The sequence below is a fragment of the Candidatus Phyllobacterium onerii genome (genome assembly GCF_028331445.1).
Taxonomy (GTDB): Bacteria; Pseudomonadota; Alphaproteobacteria; order Rhizobiales; family Rhizobiaceae; genus Phyllobacterium; species Phyllobacterium onerii.
Genome location: NZ_JAQMHX010000018.1, coordinates 75,873 through 92,475 on the forward strand (window position 1 = coordinate 75,873; position 16,603 = coordinate 92,475).

General features: G+C 54.3%; 17 protein-coding genes and 5 pseudogenes. 10 read left to right on the forward strand and 12 right to left on the reverse strand.

The window, feature by feature from the left end; all coding sequences use genetic code 11:
• Positions 1 to 64 precede the first annotated feature (64 nt).
• Positions 65 to 1,201: pseudogene (locus PHA01_RS26060) on the forward strand (alpha/beta hydrolase).
• Between the two features lie 315 nt (positions 1,202 to 1,516).
• Here PHA01_RS26060 and PHA01_RS26065 read toward each other — a convergent pair.
• The 4 genes and pseudogenes from PHA01_RS26065 to PHA01_RS26080 form a co-directional block, all read right to left on the reverse strand.
• Complete coding sequence (locus tag PHA01_RS26065; RefSeq protein WP_271899192.1) at positions 1,517 to 1,723, reverse strand: hypothetical protein; 207 nt, start codon at positions 1,721 to 1,723, stop codon at positions 1,517 to 1,519.
• Between the two features lie 58 nt (positions 1,724 to 1,781).
• Positions 1,782 to 2,759 carry a DUF2971 domain-containing protein gene (locus PHA01_RS26070; protein WP_271899193.1) on the reverse strand — a complete coding sequence of 326 codons (978 nt, stop codon included), beginning with the start codon at positions 2,757 to 2,759 and terminating at the stop codon, positions 1,782 to 1,784.
• Positions 2,760 to 3,793: 1,034 nt separating this feature from the next.
• A pseudogene (locus PHA01_RS26075) lies at positions 3,794 to 4,090 on the reverse strand (diacylglycerol kinase); the annotation flags it as partial.
• Positions 4,081 to 4,164: pseudogene (locus tag PHA01_RS26080) on the reverse strand (DUF6494 family protein); the annotation flags it as partial. The pseudogenes PHA01_RS26080 and PHA01_RS26075, both read right to left, overlap by 10 nt.
• A 427-nt stretch (positions 4,165 to 4,591) precedes the next feature.
• Here PHA01_RS26080 and PHA01_RS26085 point away from each other — a divergent pair.
• Positions 4,592 to 4,738, forward strand: coding sequence for a hypothetical protein (locus tag PHA01_RS26085; RefSeq protein WP_271899194.1), 147 nt, complete (start codon positions 4,592 to 4,594; stop codon positions 4,736 to 4,738).
• 9 nt (positions 4,739 to 4,747) lie between these two features.
• On the opposite strand, the gene PHA01_RS26090 is transcribed toward PHA01_RS26085, so the two are convergent.
• Positions 4,748 to 4,990 carry a hypothetical protein gene (locus PHA01_RS26090; RefSeq protein ID WP_271899195.1) on the reverse strand — a complete coding sequence of 81 codons (243 nt, stop codon included), beginning with the start codon at positions 4,988 to 4,990 and terminating at the stop codon, positions 4,748 to 4,750.
• Positions 4,991 to 5,477: 487 nt separating this feature from the next.
• Here PHA01_RS26090 and PHA01_RS26095 point away from each other — a divergent pair.
• Positions 5,478 to 6,543, forward strand: a pseudogene (locus PHA01_RS26095) (IS110 family RNA-guided transposase).
• Between the two features lie 270 nt (positions 6,544 to 6,813).
• Positions 6,814 to 7,107, forward strand: coding sequence for a hypothetical protein (locus tag PHA01_RS26100; RefSeq protein ID WP_271899196.1), 294 nt, complete (start codon positions 6,814 to 6,816; stop codon positions 7,105 to 7,107).
• A gap of 52 nt (positions 7,108 to 7,159) precedes the next feature.
• Here PHA01_RS26100 and PHA01_RS26105 read toward each other — a convergent pair whose 3' ends face one another.
• The 6 genes from PHA01_RS26105 to PHA01_RS26130 form a co-directional block, all read right to left on the reverse strand.
• Positions 7,160 to 7,369, reverse strand: coding sequence for a hypothetical protein (locus tag PHA01_RS26105; RefSeq protein WP_271899197.1), 210 nt, complete (start codon positions 7,367 to 7,369; stop codon positions 7,160 to 7,162).
• Positions 7,370 to 7,740: 371 nt separating this feature from the next.
• Positions 7,741 to 7,938: a hypothetical protein gene (locus PHA01_RS26110; protein WP_271899198.1), complete on the reverse strand. Its 198-nt coding sequence runs from the start codon at positions 7,936 to 7,938 to the stop codon at positions 7,741 to 7,743.
• Positions 7,939 to 8,023: 85 nt separating this feature from the next.
• Entirely contained in the window at positions 8,024 to 8,299 is a 276-nt protein-coding gene (locus PHA01_RS26115) for a hypothetical protein (RefSeq protein ID WP_271899199.1), read from the reverse strand.
• A gap of 111 nt (positions 8,300 to 8,410) precedes the next feature.
• Positions 8,411 to 8,689 (reverse strand): DUF982 domain-containing protein, encoded by a 279-nt coding sequence (locus PHA01_RS26120; protein ID WP_271899200.1) that lies wholly within the window; start codon positions 8,687 to 8,689, stop codon positions 8,411 to 8,413.
• Between the two features lie 90 nt (positions 8,690 to 8,779).
• Positions 8,780 to 8,992 carry a hypothetical protein gene (locus PHA01_RS26125; RefSeq protein ID WP_114431272.1) on the reverse strand — a complete coding sequence of 71 codons (213 nt, stop codon included), beginning with the start codon at positions 8,990 to 8,992 and terminating at the stop codon, positions 8,780 to 8,782.
• Positions 8,993 to 9,340: 348 nt separating this feature from the next.
• Positions 9,341 to 9,541, reverse strand: coding sequence for a hypothetical protein (locus PHA01_RS26130; RefSeq protein WP_271899201.1), 201 nt, complete (start codon positions 9,539 to 9,541; stop codon positions 9,341 to 9,343).
• A gap of 207 nt (positions 9,542 to 9,748) precedes the next feature.
• On the opposite strand from PHA01_RS26130, the pseudogene PHA01_RS29625 reads away from it, so the two are divergent.
• From PHA01_RS29625 to PHA01_RS26150, 5 genes and pseudogenes are all read left to right on the forward strand, one after another.
• Positions 9,749 to 9,844: pseudogene (locus PHA01_RS29625) on the forward strand (BA14K family protein); the annotation flags it as partial.
• Between the two features lie 191 nt (positions 9,845 to 10,035).
• Positions 10,036 to 10,218, forward strand: a complete 183-nt coding sequence (locus PHA01_RS26135) for a DUF3606 domain-containing protein (RefSeq protein ID WP_271899202.1) — start codon at positions 10,036 to 10,038, stop codon at positions 10,216 to 10,218.
• A 528-nt stretch (positions 10,219 to 10,746) separates the two neighbouring features.
• A complete protein-coding gene (locus tag PHA01_RS26140; protein ID WP_271899203.1) occupies positions 10,747 to 11,193 on the forward strand; it encodes an MgtC/SapB family protein in 447 nt (148 codons plus the stop codon).
• Between the two features lie 215 nt (positions 11,194 to 11,408).
• Positions 11,409 to 12,386, forward strand: coding sequence for a sensor histidine kinase (locus PHA01_RS26145; RefSeq protein WP_271899204.1), 978 nt, complete (start codon positions 11,409 to 11,411; stop codon positions 12,384 to 12,386).
• Positions 12,387 to 13,716: 1,330 nt separating this feature from the next.
• Positions 13,717 to 14,016, forward strand: coding sequence for a hypothetical protein (locus PHA01_RS26150; protein WP_271899205.1), 300 nt, complete (start codon positions 13,717 to 13,719; stop codon positions 14,014 to 14,016).
• A gap of 289 nt (positions 14,017 to 14,305) precedes the next feature.
• On the opposite strand, the gene PHA01_RS26155 is transcribed toward PHA01_RS26150, so the two are convergent.
• Positions 14,306 to 15,850 (reverse strand): arylsulfatase, encoded by a 1,545-nt coding sequence (locus PHA01_RS26155; RefSeq protein ID WP_271899206.1) that lies wholly within the window; start codon positions 15,848 to 15,850, stop codon positions 14,306 to 14,308.
• A gap of 538 nt (positions 15,851 to 16,388) precedes the next feature.
• On the opposite strand from PHA01_RS26155, the gene PHA01_RS26160 reads away from it, so the two are divergent.
• Positions 16,389 to 16,603: hypothetical protein (locus PHA01_RS26160; protein ID WP_271899207.1), on the forward strand; the 215-nt coding region annotated here is incomplete at its 3' end.

The window sequence follows — 16,603 nt, forward strand, 5'->3', positions numbered from 1 at the left end:
CGTGTGCTTATTACGTCACAGGTGGAATTGTTTCAAATGGTCAGAGAACCGCGTTGGAGTGACGATGCTCATTTTAACCGGTCAATCGTTGGTGGGTCGAACCGCCACTGCGCTTTTGATCTTTGGTCTCACTTTAGCCGCATGCGCCGGACGCTCCGGGCCGAAAGTATTGCAGTCGGTTTCGACAAGGGGGGCGCATACGAAGCACGTCACGGTTTTTGCGGCGACAACGCGAGTTCGGGAAAATCCGGCTCAGAACATTTTCACCGCGGGCAGATCGGAAAAACTCCATTTCGCCAGTTTCGACATATTTATCCCGCCCTCACATAGGCCTTCAAATGTCCAATGGGCCCATGGTAAGCCGGACGCGTGGACAGATTTGGTGGTGGCGGACCAGAATATCTTATCGCAGGAGTCATTTGCCAGAGACATTCGCGCCAGAGCAGACCATCGGTCGATCGGGGTCTTCGTGCATGGATACAACTACACGTTCCAGGAAGCACTCTTCAGGTTGGCGCAAATGGCGGTTGATGCGAATATCGCAAGCGTCCCGGTGCTGTTCTCATGGCCGTCCCAAGGCACCGTGACAGGCTACGTCGCCGATAGGGAGTCGGTCATGTTTTCACGAGACTATTTGACGGCGCTGCTAGTGTAACTCTCGGAGGACGTCGATCCGCGGGAAATCGTCCTGTTTGGCCACAGCATGGGAAGCTTGCTAATTATGGAAGCGGTTCGCCAATTGAAGCTTGAGGGACGAACCGATGTCGTCTCGCGTCTGAAGATCATCCTTGCCGCTCCGGACATCGACGCGGACGTATTCCGGGCACAGCTTGCAGTCATCCGAAAATTGTCGCCACCGCTAACGCTTCTCGTGTCAACTGACGATCGCGCTCTTGCCGTCTCGAGCCTGGTTGATGCCGATCATCCCCGGGTAGGTAGGCTCGATGTAAGCGATCCCAAGATTAGCGAAGCGGCAAAGCGTTACGGCGTACAAGTCATTGACATTTCCTCGCTCGCGTCAACAGACCCTCTCAGGCACCGCCGTTACGCGAGCTTTGCCAGCCTCTATCCGCAATTGCAATCACTGGAGAGGCGACCCCTGGCAACTGCCGGGGGCGTGGGCGCATTTGTGTTCGATGCTGCCGGAGCAACCGTCTCAAGCCCGTTCCGGTTGGCAAGTGGTGTGGTCGCACCGCCATAGATTCCATGTGAACTCATACGCCATACTTCGGCTCCGGCCGCGACGTGTCTGATCCGGTGTCCAGAACTGAAACTGCGCTGACCCGAGACGAAGGGCGAGACTTATTGATTGAGTCCGGCTTTCAGTCCCGAGTGCCAGTTTTGAGTCAATTTTCCCAGCATATCGAGTCAGACTTTCCGGCCGTAGAAAAATTCAGAATGCTTGTTTTGCGGGTGTTTTTGGGCAGTGGGTGAGTCAGACTTTCAAAAGTGGCTACAATCATTACTCGCGTAGGTCGCCCTACTAGCTTGTGGTCGCCAGGATGGTCTGAGTCTGTCAATCGGGGACAAGGCCATCGAACACTTCAAGCATCGCCTCCGCGATCGCCTTGCCCAGAGCCGTGCCACTCACTTTGACCTTGGCCTCATCCATATCGCGGGCAGCCAACGCCAAGGCAGAACCCTCAGACCTCACGATCTCCTGAGCACGTTCAATTGCCCAAAGAGCGAAGTCGCTTCGCGCGGTAATTTCAACGGTTTCCATTGTACGTTCCTTTTTCAAGGGTGGAGAGGAGACAACCTCTAATCTCAAGCTTGATCAGTCAGCCCATGGCAGTTCTCCGCCACTGCACCCCTGAAGTAACGACCTTTGAATCGGCATCGGCTATGTTCTTGGCCGCCAGCTTTTCTACCAGCGCTTCACGTATCGGGCGGGGGCGTTCGGTCGGCCCAATGATAACGCGCTTTATCAATTCGGGAAGTTCGATCCCAGTCAGGTTGCTGGAAGGTTCGTTCTTCAGCCGCAAAGTGTAGATAGTTTGAGGAATCGCGCCAAACACGCGTTGCTGGGCAAACAGTCGATCGGATGGCCAGAGTTGTGGATGCGTCAGGACGCGCCATTCACGCTCGTCTTGCAAACCGGGGGCCTTCCAGCAGGTCGCCGCAAAAACAAGGGTGAGGAACACCATTTCGACCAGTGCCGCCTTGGGCAAATTTGCCAGAAAGTCCCGGTTAGAGGCTATGTGGTTTGCCACCAGTGCGAATTCGTCGTCGAGTTGTTCGTCAGTCCAGTAGGTCACCGGAACGGGATACGCTTGCAGCGTCTCGGTCATTTGCACGAATGGCCCGACATCCACAACAGCGGCGACACCAATAGTATCGCGTTCGAATGCCCGCCACATCGATAGCCTTCCGGTTGTATCCTCTTTCGGATCATGTTCGGCAATGGACAGCACATATGTCTGGGCGGCAATCTTGGGCAGCCATTCACGGTATTTCACCAGGCCTCGCTGCCAAATTCCCGGCTGGCACATTTCTAGCGTTTCGACCAGCGCATTCCGGCGTTGAGCATCGCGAAGCCATTCACCAACCTTGGCGATGCCGATTTCGACATCGCGGTGGTCGTTCATGAGTTGAGCGTTTCTGAACCAGATTTCCTGGCTATCAAGGATGTGGAACAGGTTCTCTGCTGTTGTGTAATGGACGAAACGGGAATCAAAAGTGATTGCCGATCGCCGCTCGAATGCGGTCGGCATGAAGATGCTGAACGTCTTGATTGTTACCGGGTCCCATTCTTGCATTTCACGTCCCACGACTCAGATTTGGTCCGCGGCACTCTGCTGCGGATCATGAGTGCCTGCAAGCCCACAATGAGGTATCAAGAGCAGCCTATCGAGAGCACTTGACGAAAACCCAGTGAAACCGCAAATGTATCCAGATGGACAATCCGGATATCGTACGACCGCTACGACTTAAGGAATGGAAGTGGCCGCGTCAGGCGGCAAAAGTGCGTGATCAGTTATCTAAGAAACGCGTCCACCTCTTGAGTTCCGCGAATAGGCGATCTGTGTGGTTCGAGTTTGCACTCGTTGGTCCAGATAGCGCTTACAAACGGAGCGTCGGAAGCACGCTTCTTTGCGGACGGCGCTTCGCCGTGGGCGAAACAAGCGGGGAGGTCGAATATAATACGTTCTTCTTGATCTGAGCCGCACCGATCGTATCACATCCGAAAGATGATCTGGAGCACCAGGCAAAAAAGAGCCGGACTAAAAAGCCCGGCTTTAATTGTGAAGGTTGAAAACCTCCAGAGGGAAACAGCCAGCGCGGATAGATTGGGAGGAGAACCGCGCTGACTGAACCCAGTGTGGGATTGGACTTGATGTCTTACAACTGCACTCATTGACGCAGGTAAAGTCGTAGGCTTACACCCTCATAGCCATTCACGTCGATCGCCGATTGCATTGATAGTTTGCCATGCAACTGTTCGAACGGCAACCGGCGCGAATGCACTGCTGAGTGCTAAATGGCATTTTCATCAGACATACGTCGACAGCCTTGGCAACACGTCGAGTTCTTCTTCTGCGAGTATCGGACTTCTTCAGGAATACGCTGGGGTCCTGCAATCGGCCGACACGCTCATGAGGTGAGAGCCAGCAACGCTGATCAACTTGGAAGGAGACTCCCGATCCGTTCCTAGGGTATAGCCAAGCAGTAAGCCATCTGTGTCTCTCTTGTTCCGAAAATGTACCGTTAGATCCAAAGACTGTCACTCTCACTGAGCGCGGTAGTTGGCAGTAGCAACGTTGCGGACCCATCGGCACGGATATCCGGGCCTTCATTGGTCGCGGCGATTTCTGGCAACTTCGCCACCCCCTGTGAGCCATCTTGCATCGAACCAGCGGTCCGCCGGCCCGTCATAGGGCAGCCGCGTTACATCCCAGTGGCTGACGAAGCGTGCGTAGGCGTCCCAGACCGGTGGGCCGCCGCCGATGAAGACGACACGGCCAGCAAAGCGCCCGAGCGTGTCCTCGGGATCCATGCTGGAGTGAACGACGACAAGTTCCCGATCCGCCCGAGCAGAATCCGGAACGCTCGCGATCGTCTTGGGGAAGGCGAGCAAGACGTGTCCTCGATCTTGCGCTGTGAGGTGGCCCCAACTTCCTTCGGGAACTTGCGGATCGAAATGTTGAAGGCGTCTTCGCGCATGGCGGAACTCCTCTGTGTCGGGTTCCGGACGTGACCATTCGAATAGCAGACTGACCGCTTCCAGGAACTAAAGCGGGTGGTGTGGACGACCGCATGGCGGGCGCAAAGTGGTCAGTCGCGCCACGATCGCCAAACCGCAGCTTCGGGCCACTTGCGGACATTCTAGTCGAAGTGATTGGCCGGATTGTTGGCTTTGATTGAGCTGTTCGGGCGTATGAAGGTTCGCGGAAGTTTCCTCGAACCGGGTGAAAAACTCGCGCAAGTCCAAAAAGTAGGGAAATAATCCAGCAGAAAAGAAAAAAGTCCTTTGTGCAGTGTTGCATATCAGTATATACGCGCAGGTGATTTGCGGCTGACTGGCGGACCTTTGAACAGGGAATACTCGCCGAGCGCATAGGAAGAGCTTCACGGCTTCCCGCGAGCGGGTATGCGTTGGACCAAAGGCGAGCCTGAAACGGCAATTACCGAAGCCATCAGTTCTGATCCGCAATCTGTTCACGTGCCAAATGCCAAGGGCGCGGCAGATACTTCGAAGCTGGTTTGCGAAGAGCCAGCACACCTGCGCGGCGATTGAGATTGATCCTCAGGTTTTATCTCTGTTAGCCCGCTCGAAGCCTTCGTTCCATTGTTTCCAGTGACGTGACTTTTCGCGGTACGGGTTGTCCAGCTTGACGCCAGTTTCTCTTGAGCGGCGAGCGTCTCTCAGCCCATTGTTGTAAGGGACACCCTGCCTCCGGTCGATTTCGGTTTTTCGTTCGATCGCGCCGAGTTTGAACGAAGCTTTGACTACGGCCATGAATGCGTCGAAGTGCTGTTTGAGGTCCATCTTTTCAGAGTACTTATCTTTAACAATTGAACAATAGGTAGCTTGATATCAAACAATCCTAAACTGACGCCTCGGGAGATCGCCAACCTGTTGGAACTTTCTCCATTTCATCCGCCAGAAGCTGTGCGTTGGTCGGCAATTGCAGTAACGAGATTATTGAGCCATCGCGCCGAGTGACACACAATCGATAATCGGGGGCTCGCCGCGAGGTATTGAGGCAATCAGCGCCAAGATTAGAATGGGGAGCGTAATCCAAAGAAGATCGCAGGCCGCGGCTGTCACAGGACTTTCTCCCTTCATCAATGATGATAAGGAACCCTTCGGCGCAGGAGATGTTCCTTGGTCAAAGGAGGTGGCATGAAAGAGGTCGCGCCGGTTGAGAGAACGGAACACTGAGATGGCGATGATGATCGAGGGACAGTCACACTTCCCGCCTTTCGGCTTATCCTATTGGGGTTCTGCAGATCTCAATAAGGGAGTTGGAAGCATGACTGCCTCTTATGATTACCATATCGGCGTGGATTACCACAAATCCTATAGCCACCTGGTCGTTCAGGACAGCAGCGGCAAGACGCTGCGCTCCGGCCGGGTGAAGAACGGCCACCAGTCGCTTGGCGGCTTTCTGGAACGATACCGCGAGAACTCGCATGCGGTTGTCGAGGCGACGCGCAACTGGATGGTGATGTATGACTGGCTCGACGACATCTGCGATGATGTCGTTCTCGCCCATCCCTTGAAGGTCAAGGCGATCGCCGACGCCAAGATCAAGACGGACAAGATTGATGCGAGGGTGCTGGCGCATCTGCTGCGGGCCGATCTGGTGCCGGACGCGTGGGCGCCGGGCGAACGCGCCAGAGAACTGCGCGTCGCCCTTCGTGAGCGAATGTTCTACGTGCGGCTGCGCACGATGACCAAGAACCGGATCGTGACAGTCTTTGATCGCTATCCGGAGCAGACGGCCCAGCTGAAGAAGCTGGGTGATCCGTTCGGCAAGACCGGCCGCGCCCAGCTTGCCGAAGTGAACGTTTCGCCGATCGATCGCATCCAGATCGACCGTGGCCTCGACTTCATCGGCGACATCGACGTGCGCATCAAGCAGTCGGAAGCGACGATTCGGGCGATGACCAAGGCCAATGCCCATGTGAAGCTGTTGAAGACGATTCCCGGTATTGGTGAGTTCTTTGCCCGACTGATCGATGCCGAGATCGATGACATATCGCGGTTCCGTACCTCGAAGAAGCTTGCCGCCTATGCAGGACTTGTGCCTTCGACCTATTCGAGCGGTGGCAAGACCTTCCACGGCAAGATCATCAAGCAGGGCAACAAGTGGCTGCGCTGGGCCTTCGTCGAAGCGGTCACCCCCGCCATCGCCACCGACCCGCAGCTTCGAGTCCAGTACGAGCACCTGAAGAACAGAGGAACAAACAAGGCGTGTCGCGATCGCGCGCAAGCTTTTGACGATCGCCTTCCAGATCCTGCGTGACCAGCGCGCTTATGAGCGGCGCGGCATCAGCACCACGGAAGGCGCGTCGACGATATCCCGGTTGTCCTGATGGTGGTTTAGCGAGCCCGGCAGCGCCGGACTGCGCTCCTAAAGGAGAATGGGAAGCCGGGAGCCGAACGCCACTCTGTGACCGAAGCCAGAAGGGGCATCAGGGTCACGCATTGGAGAATGGTTCAGAACCGAAGGACACAAACAACCTGTCCAGCGGAAGAAAGAGATTAGCCGATCGGCAGAGACACCGGTCAAAACATAACCGAACCCAAGGAAAAGCCGCCAAATAGTGGTGTTCCCCCCTTGTGTTCTTTCATTGGAGATCACCATGACAGAGCGTAAAAAGTCACCGGAAAGCGATGCCAAAGGCCAATTCGCAAAGACGCAGCATGGGGGCGACAACGATGGCGTTTCCAGTGCAAATCCACGCGTGTTGTCTGGCAAGAAGAACGGCGATGCAACATTCAAGTCGGATGCGAAAGAGAATGAAAAGGACCGCCGAGCTCCTGGCAAGTCCAAGCCGTTAGGGACAAACTGGCTGCCTGACCGTTGGGGGTATTTAATGCAGGCAGCGGTGCAGTTTCACCCGCGTGCCGCGAGGGGTCAATCACACTTCCCCTAGCACCCCAGCTATAGAATTTGCTCGTCGTCGGAAACAGGTCTTTCGGCAACCGTTATCCACCGTAGTGATACTCATTCTGTGTCTTGTCGTTCCAGGCGCACCACCGGTCGCTTTCCAGTTCCTGTTCGTGATGATCGAAATCTGCAATGAAACGATCAAGAGCCGCTATGCATTCTTCGCGGGTTTCGTAGATCGGTTGAAGCGGTTCATCCCACAGGATGTCCCCGAACGTTGTCTGAACTCCGTGCTTGATCCTTAGCATCGTTGCATTTCCGGTTAACCGATATCTTGGAAGTTCCCGACCTGCCGAATACACAATACTAAAAGCAGGTCGAGTTGCTGATGGAAATGGGGACCATCAGCAACTTCAGCCTGCGCCTGTATGGCTAACAAAAAGTGAGGCACGATATCGTGGTAACCGTCCGACACCGAGCCTCTTGTTGAAGAGTGCCAAGCCCCCTCAACTTAGCTAACAACACCACGACGAGCGGGAATGTCCCTCAGAAAATAAAAGCGTCAATTCCCAGCCTTCAGTTCCTCTAGGTCGAAAACCTCAGCGCGCGCTCTATGGCGAGGTGTCAGCCTAGCAACTTGCTTCAAGGTGAAGTTCTGAGGCCGCCAGAGCGCATTTTCTCAGTCGGCGTTCCAGTACAGCCCGCTATGTTTCCAGACATGTTTCATTTTCAACATTATCTGTTCCGAGCTTCGATGTGGGAATTCTCGGGCGAGCGCAGGAACGAGCTTTAACACGTCGTTCCTTTTCGGCAGCGCATCGCTCGCAAATTTGGCCTGCGCATTGATTTCCAGATTCAGCCTGTCGTCATCGGTCATGGATGGGTTTGAGGCTTTACACCAAGAGGCGCAATCGCCCGGTCTAGTCCTAAACTTGCCGGCGCTTCCGGTCTCTCGGACTCGATCAATGCCACCGCAACTGTTCTTGGCCACCGCTCGCCAACTCATGAGCGTGAACGGCATCTTGGTCGATCCGGACAAACTGGCCCTTGTCGAGCCGGAAGGCGCCGTTCATTCCGCCTTGCTTGAAGAAGTCGGCTTCCAACTCTCCCCAATATCCAAGGTACTCGCCGCAGCTGGTACAGTTAATGGGTGTGTGGCCCGATACATCCTTGGGAATTCTAAGGTAGATGGTCTTGCAGTTCGGGCAGTCCAGCTTGTGGTCCAGTTCCTGAGACATCTTCGTGATCCCATGAAAGAGGCACTGACCTGCATACGAATATTATAAAAATTACAGTTTGCAAGTATGTGTCTGCCGATGGACGAAACCCAACCTCAGGTCACGCGGAAGTCAGGCACGCTGTCTTGGCTTGGTCTTATGCCACCGCAAGGATTTGCCCGAGGGAGGTCCGCGTACCGGCTCATCCACACAGTTGCCAGCTTCTTTGGCAGCCTGGATAAAAGCGAATCTTGCTGATCCCGGCGAAAGATTTCCTTCAAGGCAGGATTGCAGAGCGTATTTCGCAGCAGACAGGACTTCGCCGTCATCAATCGGCCACACCGCCAAGATTTGTTCTGCGGCCTGAAGAGCCGACGTGATGACGCGCATCCTGCCGGGGTGGCTGGTCATAACGCGGACTTCCTTGAAGTGCCTTTCGTCCATCAGCGCCAAACGTGTCCTTGGGGATTCAGTTCCTCGTGGAGAGTTAGCCAATTCTTATTACGCCTTGCGAAGTATCTGACCATCCTTCAATTCGAAGACACCGTCCTGGCCGCCCTGTCCGTCGAAATCGCGATTGAGCTCGCCCCAATAACCAATGAACTGACCGCATGACGAGCAATGGATAGGCGTCACATTGCGCACGTCGTCGGGAATATCCAGATAGATAGTCCCACAGGCTTTGCAGTCCAGCTTGTGATCCAGGCGCTCCATGTGACGCCCCCGTCAGAACCCACTGTAGTCTAATTATGGCATGCATTATTGCGCTGTCCAGAGGGGTACGATGGAACGTTCTTCACACCCTAGTGTTGCTGCCGAGCAGTCGCAGGCCCGCAGCCCTTCACAACCGGGTTAGAATACTCGCTATGATCAGCGCGATGGCCACACCACCGATGAAGATGCAGACCTTAAACCACCATGGTGTTTTGTATTTGCGCCGTTCGAGTTTGTCATTCATCGCGAGCGGCCTCCGATTGGCTACACAGTTTCCTACATCTCTGATAAATGGTAGGCCGTTACCGCCCTGGGCGGCGCCAAGTCATCACTCTGCACTGCGTGTTTTTAATGGTCGTAAGAACGTAACCCTCTTAGCCTCCATACATTGTTGATTTTCTGATGAATTTCCTCAATTTTTCGATGAGGAAAATCCGTACCGAGTGCTTTGGCAAGCGCCATAGCATTCGTTCTCTTCGGACGGGACTGATAAGCGATATCGGCCTGTGCGGAAATCTCCGTCATGAGCCGTCTGTCATCTTCAGTCATTGGCACGCTCCAGATTTCCTCATGGTGGCACGCGGCGTCATCGCATCCGGTGTCGCGCTATAAAAAATAGCCAAATCGCTACGATGACGGCGATTATCCCCAAAGCGTACAAGTTCCAATTGATGGAAAGCATATCGGCTGAAATAGTCGTCATAACATTTGCAATCTAGTAGAGTGTAATTAGGAGAAACCGTTTAGAGTCGTGATCGTCGCGGCTACTGGAATGGCCACCGTGGCTATCGCGAACAACGCCGCGGATATCGTCGTCACAATGACGGATACTGGTATCCACTGGCGATATTCCGTCTCTAAACTCAACTTTTTCGTTAGGACATTTGAAGGCGGCGCTTGCGTGTCGCCTTTACATGCTCTGGTTGCGGATCAAAGCAGCTCGGGCTCAGCGCGGCACTCTATTGAGACGCCCATGCCAGGCGTGGAACGATTTCCGCTTCAATATTGTTAGCGGTGTAGTTTGCAAATGGAGGTAAACGCAAATGGTCGACAACAAACAGAAAATGGACAATCGCGACCGGTCGAAAGTCTCGGCAAGCGAGGATTATGAAGTCGAATATCTGATGACGAAGTTTGATCTAAGCAAAAATCGCGCTCTTGAACTGATTGCAAAGCACGGCGGTAGCCGGAAAAAGATCGAGTCTGAACTCACGGGTTCTGTGTGACAAATGGCCATACCGTCACCGGTACTACCCTCCGTCGACCCTAATCGCTGGCTTGAGTGCGAGCGGGCCTTGCAAGAGCGCTTCACAATGATTGTCGAAGGTGATGAACGATCGAGCGCCGCGCTTAAAGGGTTAATCGTAGAGGCGATTGAAGCCGGTTGGAGCGAAGGGGAGGTAAGGCGTGCTCTTTCCGACATGATACGAGCAAATGGGATTACTGGTGAAGAGGGCGACCCATGGCTGCACGTATAGCGGGTCCAAAACTACGGTCTGGAGATCCCAATCGATGGGACGAATGTGAAAAGGCCATCAAGCCGCGGTTCAACATGATCAATTGGGTGGATATGCGAGACGATAAAACTATTCAATTGCTGAACGACGCCATGGCGGCCGGCTGGACCGAGAGAGAGGTGATACGTGCAATTTGGGCTCTAAGAATGTTAAGGGATACGGCATCTGTGACCAGAAACTAGCCCGATCCGTCAGCGCTTAAATTGCAAACTTAACCGATTGTCTGGGGGAAATTCATTGCTCGAAACGTTTCACTACCTCAATTCCTTGCCGGTATTTCCACACGTGTTTGCTCTGGCGGTCGCCTATATCTTGGCTTTTCCGATTGGTCTGGATCGAGAACGCGAGGAACGCAGTGCGGGCGTGCGAACTTTTCCCATTGTGGCCTTGGCAAGCTGCGGTCTAATTCAAGGGACCGAAAATCTTACGGCCGGCAATCCCGAGGCCACGGCCCGTATTATCGAGGGACTGATTACCGGCGTCGGGTTTATCGGCGGCGGCGCTATCTTGCAGCTCAAGGATTCTGTCCGTGGCACAGCAACAGCGGCCAGCATCTGGTCAACCGGTGCAATTGGTATAGCGGTCGGACTTGAGAGTTATGATGTGGCGTTCATCATCTCGCTCTTCACGTTTCTCACGTTGCGCCTGATGCTGCCGTTGAAAAAGGAGCCGAAGCAAGACTGAAATCCGGCAAGGACGGATGGACGACACATAACCGGTTAGCCGATGCCCTCCCACTGCGTGCCTTGTCGAGTGCTGCGTAGCTCGCGATTGATGCATCGCCAAGGTTGGAGGTTCCAAGTCGTTCCTCTCAATGCTCAGAAACACAGCACTTGCAATTACACCGTGTATGGGGTGGCATGCCTTTTTGATTTTCCACTGCAATGCGAAGGATTCAAATGACAAACCCACGTATCGCAGAAATGGTTCTTGAAAGTGCGATCGACTACGCCATTCTGACCTCTGACCTTTCCGGCAATGTCACGTCATGGAGCGTTGGGGCTGAGAATATTTTCGGCTGGACCGAGGACGAGGTGTTGGGACTTGCCGCTGACATCATTTTCACGAGTGACGACCGTGCGCAGGATATCCCGCGCAGAGAAATGGCCAATGCCCTTAAAAACGGTCGGGCAACAGACGAGCGCTGGCATCTGCGCAAGGACGGAACAAGATTTTGGGCCAGCGGTGAAATGATGCCGCTGCAGAACAATGGTGCCGCTGAAGGCTTCCTCAAGATTGTCCGAGACCGGACGCAGCAAAAGCGGGCCGATGAGCTGCAGTCAACGTTGAGCCAAGAGCTAAGTCACCGGTTGAAAAACCAGCTTGCCATGGTCCAGGGTCTGGTCAATCAGTCATTGCGCCGCGCGGATAATATCGAGAGTGCGCGCCTGTCGATCAGCCAACGTCTTCGTGTCTTGGGGCAAGCGCATGATCTGCTTTTGACCGGTTATGGCGAGCGGATGGAGGTTCGTACCTTGGTCGAAAAGGCTATTAATCTAGACGAGGACAAGCGCAGTAGTCAGTTCACTCTGACGGGTCCAGAATTGCAGGTTGGTCCGCAATCGGGATTGTCGCTGGCTATGCTGCTGCATGAACTCACGACCAATGCTTTCAAGTATGGCGCTCTCTCGCGGACGGAGGGCCAGATCATTATTGAATGGGGAATTGCCGAAATGGATGAAGAGGCGGCATTCAAGCTGGATTGGCGAGAGAAAAACGGTCCCCCGGTAGTACCACCTACAGTCGAAGGATTGGGCACGAGACTTATCAAAAATGGCGTCGCTGGCACATTAACCAAGGTTGATCTCACTTATCCAGCGGATGGATTGAATTGCACTATATTGGCGCAGCTTGAAGGCTTCCAAGCCGATACTTAGGTCCATAGCAGCGCACAATAATATGAGATGAAGCCCGGTTTGGGCTCCTCTACAGGAAACGGTCCTCACGCCGGAATAGGTCTTCTCGACTGACAGTCAATGTATCAGCGGGCGCTGTCAATCGCGAGAGACGAGCCGTCCACGGGGCCACGCAAGCTCCGCCAGCCCAAGCCACGGCCCACGGTCTTCTTTAGATGACGCCACCGGCCCCGAGGGGCGCTTGCCCGTTGGCTTTTGTGGTTCAGCCGGCTTATTCTCCTCATCTTTCTTCCCCTCGTTGTTGCTCATGGAAATATCTCCGTTGGGAGAAAGATTTTAGCAAAGTATCGAAGTCCGAAAAATCAGGACAAGGCCTGACATCGAGCAGGGTATCCGTCTACAAAAAATAATAACTGTCCCAACATGAGGCAGTCGTGGCGCTTGCCGAGCTCACAACCTCACTCGTGCAATGATTAGAGCTGCAGCAACACCTGCAGCAGCGCCGGCAACGAAGATGCCTACCTTTAGCCATAGATAGTGTTCTGTACCGCCGTTCAATGTCATTCTTATTTCCCCCACATGCCTTTTTGGCCCCACGATAGCGAGAACCCTGGCCCGCGACCATACCCCAAAATGGGGAATGGTCGGCACCTGGGGGGACATAAGGAAACATCCCACTGGGAGGCAGGGCGTCAAAGTATTGAGTGAGGCTAAGCTGCTACAGCAATGTTGTTCGCACCAATCCCATTAGCCACCCCCCTTAAAATCGCGTCGGAAATATCAAATAAACGGCAACAAGAAGCACACTCATAATCCCTGCAAAGGCGATTATTTGGAGGAACCAGGCTGTATTGTTTCTCACGAGTGAATGCTTCTGATGAAGGGTATGCCCTCACCACCTTGGGCATCGCTCCTTGCTTTATTCAGCAAGATTTCGCGCCTTCTGCGGGAAAGGTTTTTAATCAGCCTGAGTGCTCTCCGAGATATACGAAAACGCCCGCAACTCGGGCAAATGAACTCGGCAAAATCTCCAACGCGAGGTAGCATTTCATGAACTGGCTCATCCGAGATTGGGCATGTGTAGTAGGTGTTCTCCATTAATCCTCCACGTTAATCGCAAGACTATACAGGAAGACACCCATGCCAAGGCCATCTAATCGCGCACCTACGCTTGCCATCCTCCCGCGAGTCTTTTGCCCCAAGGAAAGCGCCGTTTATTCACCGTTTGCCAGAGCGGCGGCCGCCTTCGACTCATTTATTTTTTGAATAATTGGACCATTGACGCTGATCGCGATGGGGTCTGATACAATGCTTGCCAACTCGCGTGCGACACGCTTGCACACAACCGGGGATGGCTTATCATCAACGCTGGAACCAAACACCTGATGCCGAAGTGACGGCCCCTGCCATGCCGATACCAAAGCCACACCATCCAAGAACTCATCCCGAGCGCTTTGATTCATGTCAGTTGGCGATTGAGGACAAGCTGATAGAACTGATCGGCCACGCCTCGGATATGGGCTGGCACAGAGACGAAATACTGTCGGCCATCATCGCAATAGCCGACAACTTGTCCTTGGCCCGGCGTGACGATATCGCGCTCGCGATAGAAACGCAGTTATCGAAACTGATGAAGAAAAAGGATATCTGAATTGGCTCACGCCAAAGCGCATCCCGCGCGCCTTAGCTTTGCAGCGCGATGGAGAGCATCAGTCCCCAAAGGACTGCGAGAACACCATGCGTCAATTAAAACGGCGTGAATGCGGGACGGAATGGACCTTTGCCTACGCCGACAGTTTACGCTTGAACAGACGAGGCGACAATCAGGGGTTTCCCCAAAAGCAAAGCCAGAATATTCCCCTTTCGAAGGGAAAATGAAAAGACCCTGCCCGCATGGCTTGGCCAGATGTGCTAGTCAATCAATGGCGCGCGACGCGCCATCAGTTCTTTCTGCCCCCCTCCTGTAATGCCTGCAATGCCTTCTCCACGCTAAGCGAACCGGAGACCTGGCTGGGCGGATAGTCCTTGAAGGTGGAGAGGAACTTGCTCATGACCATCGTCGCCGGCATCATGACCCACAGTTTCTTGCCCCACCATTCGCCGTAGGAGGTTGACTCGCTCTGGTATCGCTCCCAGGGATCGACGCGCAGGTTGGTCACGAGCGGGACATTGGTCGAGTCCTCCTTGCCGGAGAACAGGTTGCCGGCGATAGTTTTGAAGGTGATCTTCCACTCGTTGTAACGCACCGCCATAAGGTCGGCGTTGTCGCTGAAATAGAAGAACTCCCGGCGCGGACTTTCAGCGACGTTGCCTTCGAAGAATGGTTTGAAGTTGTAGCCATCGAGATGGTTCCTGAAGGTCTTCTCGCCCACCTGGTAGCCGGTGAGCAACTTCTCTTTCAGATCAGGCTCGCCTCCGGCAGCCGCGACAAGGGTCGGCATCCAATCTTCAGCGGACATGACGTCGTTTATGATGGTGCCCGACTTGATGACGCCAGGCCACTTGGCGAGCATAGGCACCCGGAAACCGCCTTCGTAAACCGTGCCCTTCTCGCCGCGGAACGGATGATTGCCGCCATCGGGCCAGCTGAAGATTTCCGCACCGTTATCGCTGGTGAACATCACGATCGTGTTGTCGGCGATGCCGAGTGCGTCCAGCTTGGCGAGCAATTCTCCTACGATCCAGTCCAGCTCGGCCATCGCATCGGCGAACAACCCGAAGCCGGTCTTGCCGTCCCACTGCTTGGAGAGATGCGTAAAGGAGTGGCACCGTGTGGAGTTGTGCCATAAAAAAAATGGTTGCCCCGCCTTCACTGAGCGGTCGATGAAGTCGCACGACCGCCTCACCAGATCGGCATCGATGTCTTCCATGCTCACCTTGGCAGCGGGATCCATTCCGGGATGCGGCGGCAGTGGACCTGCGTCTGTGATCTTCTGCTTGCCGACGCGGCCCCAACGTGGATCCTCTGTCGGATTGTCGACCTCGGTGGCGACGCTGCTGATTATGTTGCGCGGCCCGAACCTTTCGCGGAATTTCTCGTCCTTCGGATACTGCGGATCGTAGGGCTCCTCCATTGCATTAAGGTGGTAGAGAATCCCGTGGAACTCGTCGAAACCATGGACTGTGGGCAGGTATTCGTTGCGATCCCCCAGATGGTTCTTGCCGATCTGCGCCGTCACGTAGCCAAGCGGCTTGAGGAATTGCGCAATTGTCGGATCGGTATCCTGCAAACCCTGCTTCGCCGCGGGCAGGCCGACTTTAAGCAGCCCCGTGCGAAACGGCGTTTGCCCGGTGATGAACGCCGCGCGTCCAGCAGTACAGGATTGTTGACCGTAGTAATCAGTGAACAGCGCGCCCTCGCTTGCGAGTCGGTCGAGGTTTGGCGTGCTGCCCCCCATCATGCCACGGTGATAGGCGCTGATGTTCCAGATGCCTACATCGTCGGCCATGATCATAATGATGTTCGGCTTGATTGAGGCGGGCATTAGGCACTCCTGTTGATCGCGGCGAACGGTCCGCATCGGTGAAGGATAACGCACACTACCGGACGCTGTCACCGGCATTTCGACGCAACAGATATAAGTAATTCTACTTCGCAGTTTGCTACCTGAGACTTATGCAATCACTCCAACTAAACCTTGCCGTCGCCACAGGCCGATCCACACAGAAACAAGGAGGATTGTTGGCAAGGGACGGATTTGTATCGTCGTTCAAGCGTCCCTTCGCAAACAGATCAATGAATTGAGCGAGCGGGCACAAGCAGGCATGCCAACCTGGCCGTCTTTGTCAGGAGAATCTTCCTCTGTATCGCCATCGCCGCGTGGTTGACTGAACAAGTTACCGCGCGGGGGCTCACTTGTCGCAGTTCAAAAAAAGCCCGCGAATGTTCACGCCATAATGGGGCAGGCAAAACTTGCGACGTAAATCTAAAGGACTGTAACCGTAACAATTTTGACTGATGTCAAAAAAGGGAGCATTTTACTTTAAGTGGATTCGTGCATTGGCATCTCTTGGGGGGAAGCAATGAACTCACTCCAACGGCAGGTCGTGAATGCCTTCCTGAAGGCAGTACAGGCGAGTGGGCTGCAAAGCATATTCCTTTTTGCCTCGACAGTTCTCGCAGCAGTATCTTTCACGTCGGCTTCCCTCGCGCAAACATGTCCCAGTCCCGCGGTCGCGGTCAATTCCGCGTGCATGGTGAATCCCGGAACCACTATCGCGGTAACAACAGTAAACGG

What these genes read in the sequence shown, in the direction of transcription:
- PHA01_RS26120 (WP_271899200.1), bottom strand. Translation starts at nt 8,689, where the DNA reads ATGACCAGCCACCCCGGCAGGATGCGCGTCATCACGTCGGCTCTTCAG.
- PHA01_RS26130 (WP_271899201.1), bottom strand. Translation starts at nt 9,541, where the DNA reads ATGACTGAAGATGACAGACGGCTCATGACGGAGATTTCCGCACAGGCC.
- PHA01_RS26105 (WP_271899197.1), bottom strand. Translation starts at nt 7,369, where the DNA reads ATGCTAAGGATCAAGCACGGAGTTCAGACAACGTTCGGGGACATCCTG.
- PHA01_RS26150 (WP_271899205.1), top strand. Translation starts at nt 13,717, where the DNA reads ATGGCTTATCATCAACGCTGGAACCAAACACCTGATGCCGAAGTGACG.
- PHA01_RS26125 (WP_114431272.1), bottom strand. Translation starts at nt 8,992, where the DNA reads ATGGAGCGCCTGGATCACAAGCTGGACTGCAAAGCCTGTGGGACTATC.
- PHA01_RS26110 (WP_271899198.1), bottom strand. Translation starts at nt 7,938, where the DNA reads ATGACCGATGACGACAGGCTGAATCTGGAAATCAATGCGCAGGCCAAA.
- PHA01_RS26070 (WP_271899193.1), bottom strand. Translation starts at nt 2,759, where the DNA reads ATGCAAGAATGGGACCCGGTAACAATCAAGACGTTCAGCATCTTCATG.
- PHA01_RS26115 (WP_271899199.1), bottom strand. Translation starts at nt 8,299, where the DNA reads ATGTCTCAGGAACTGGACCACAAGCTGGACTGCCCGAACTGCAAGACC.
- PHA01_RS26100 (WP_271899196.1), top strand. Translation starts at nt 6,814, where the DNA reads ATGACAGAGCGTAAAAAGTCACCGGAAAGCGATGCCAAAGGCCAATTC.
- PHA01_RS26155 (WP_271899206.1), bottom strand. Translation starts at nt 15,850, where the DNA reads ATGCCCGCCTCAATCAAGCCGAACATCATTATGATCATGGCCGACGAT.
- PHA01_RS26085 (WP_271899194.1), top strand. Translation starts at nt 4,592, where the DNA reads ATGCGTTGGACCAAAGGCGAGCCTGAAACGGCAATTACCGAAGCCATC.
- PHA01_RS26145 (WP_271899204.1), top strand. Translation starts at nt 11,409, where the DNA reads ATGACAAACCCACGTATCGCAGAAATGGTTCTTGAAAGTGCGATCGAC.
- PHA01_RS26090 (WP_271899195.1), bottom strand. Translation starts at nt 4,990, where the DNA reads ATGGACCTCAAACAGCACTTCGACGCATTCATGGCCGTAGTCAAAGCT.
- PHA01_RS26065 (WP_271899192.1), bottom strand. Translation starts at nt 1,723, where the DNA reads ATGGAAACCGTTGAAATTACCGCGCGAAGCGACTTCGCTCTTTGGGCA.
- PHA01_RS26135 (WP_271899202.1), top strand. Translation starts at nt 10,036, where the DNA reads ATGGTCGACAACAAACAGAAAATGGACAATCGCGACCGGTCGAAAGTC.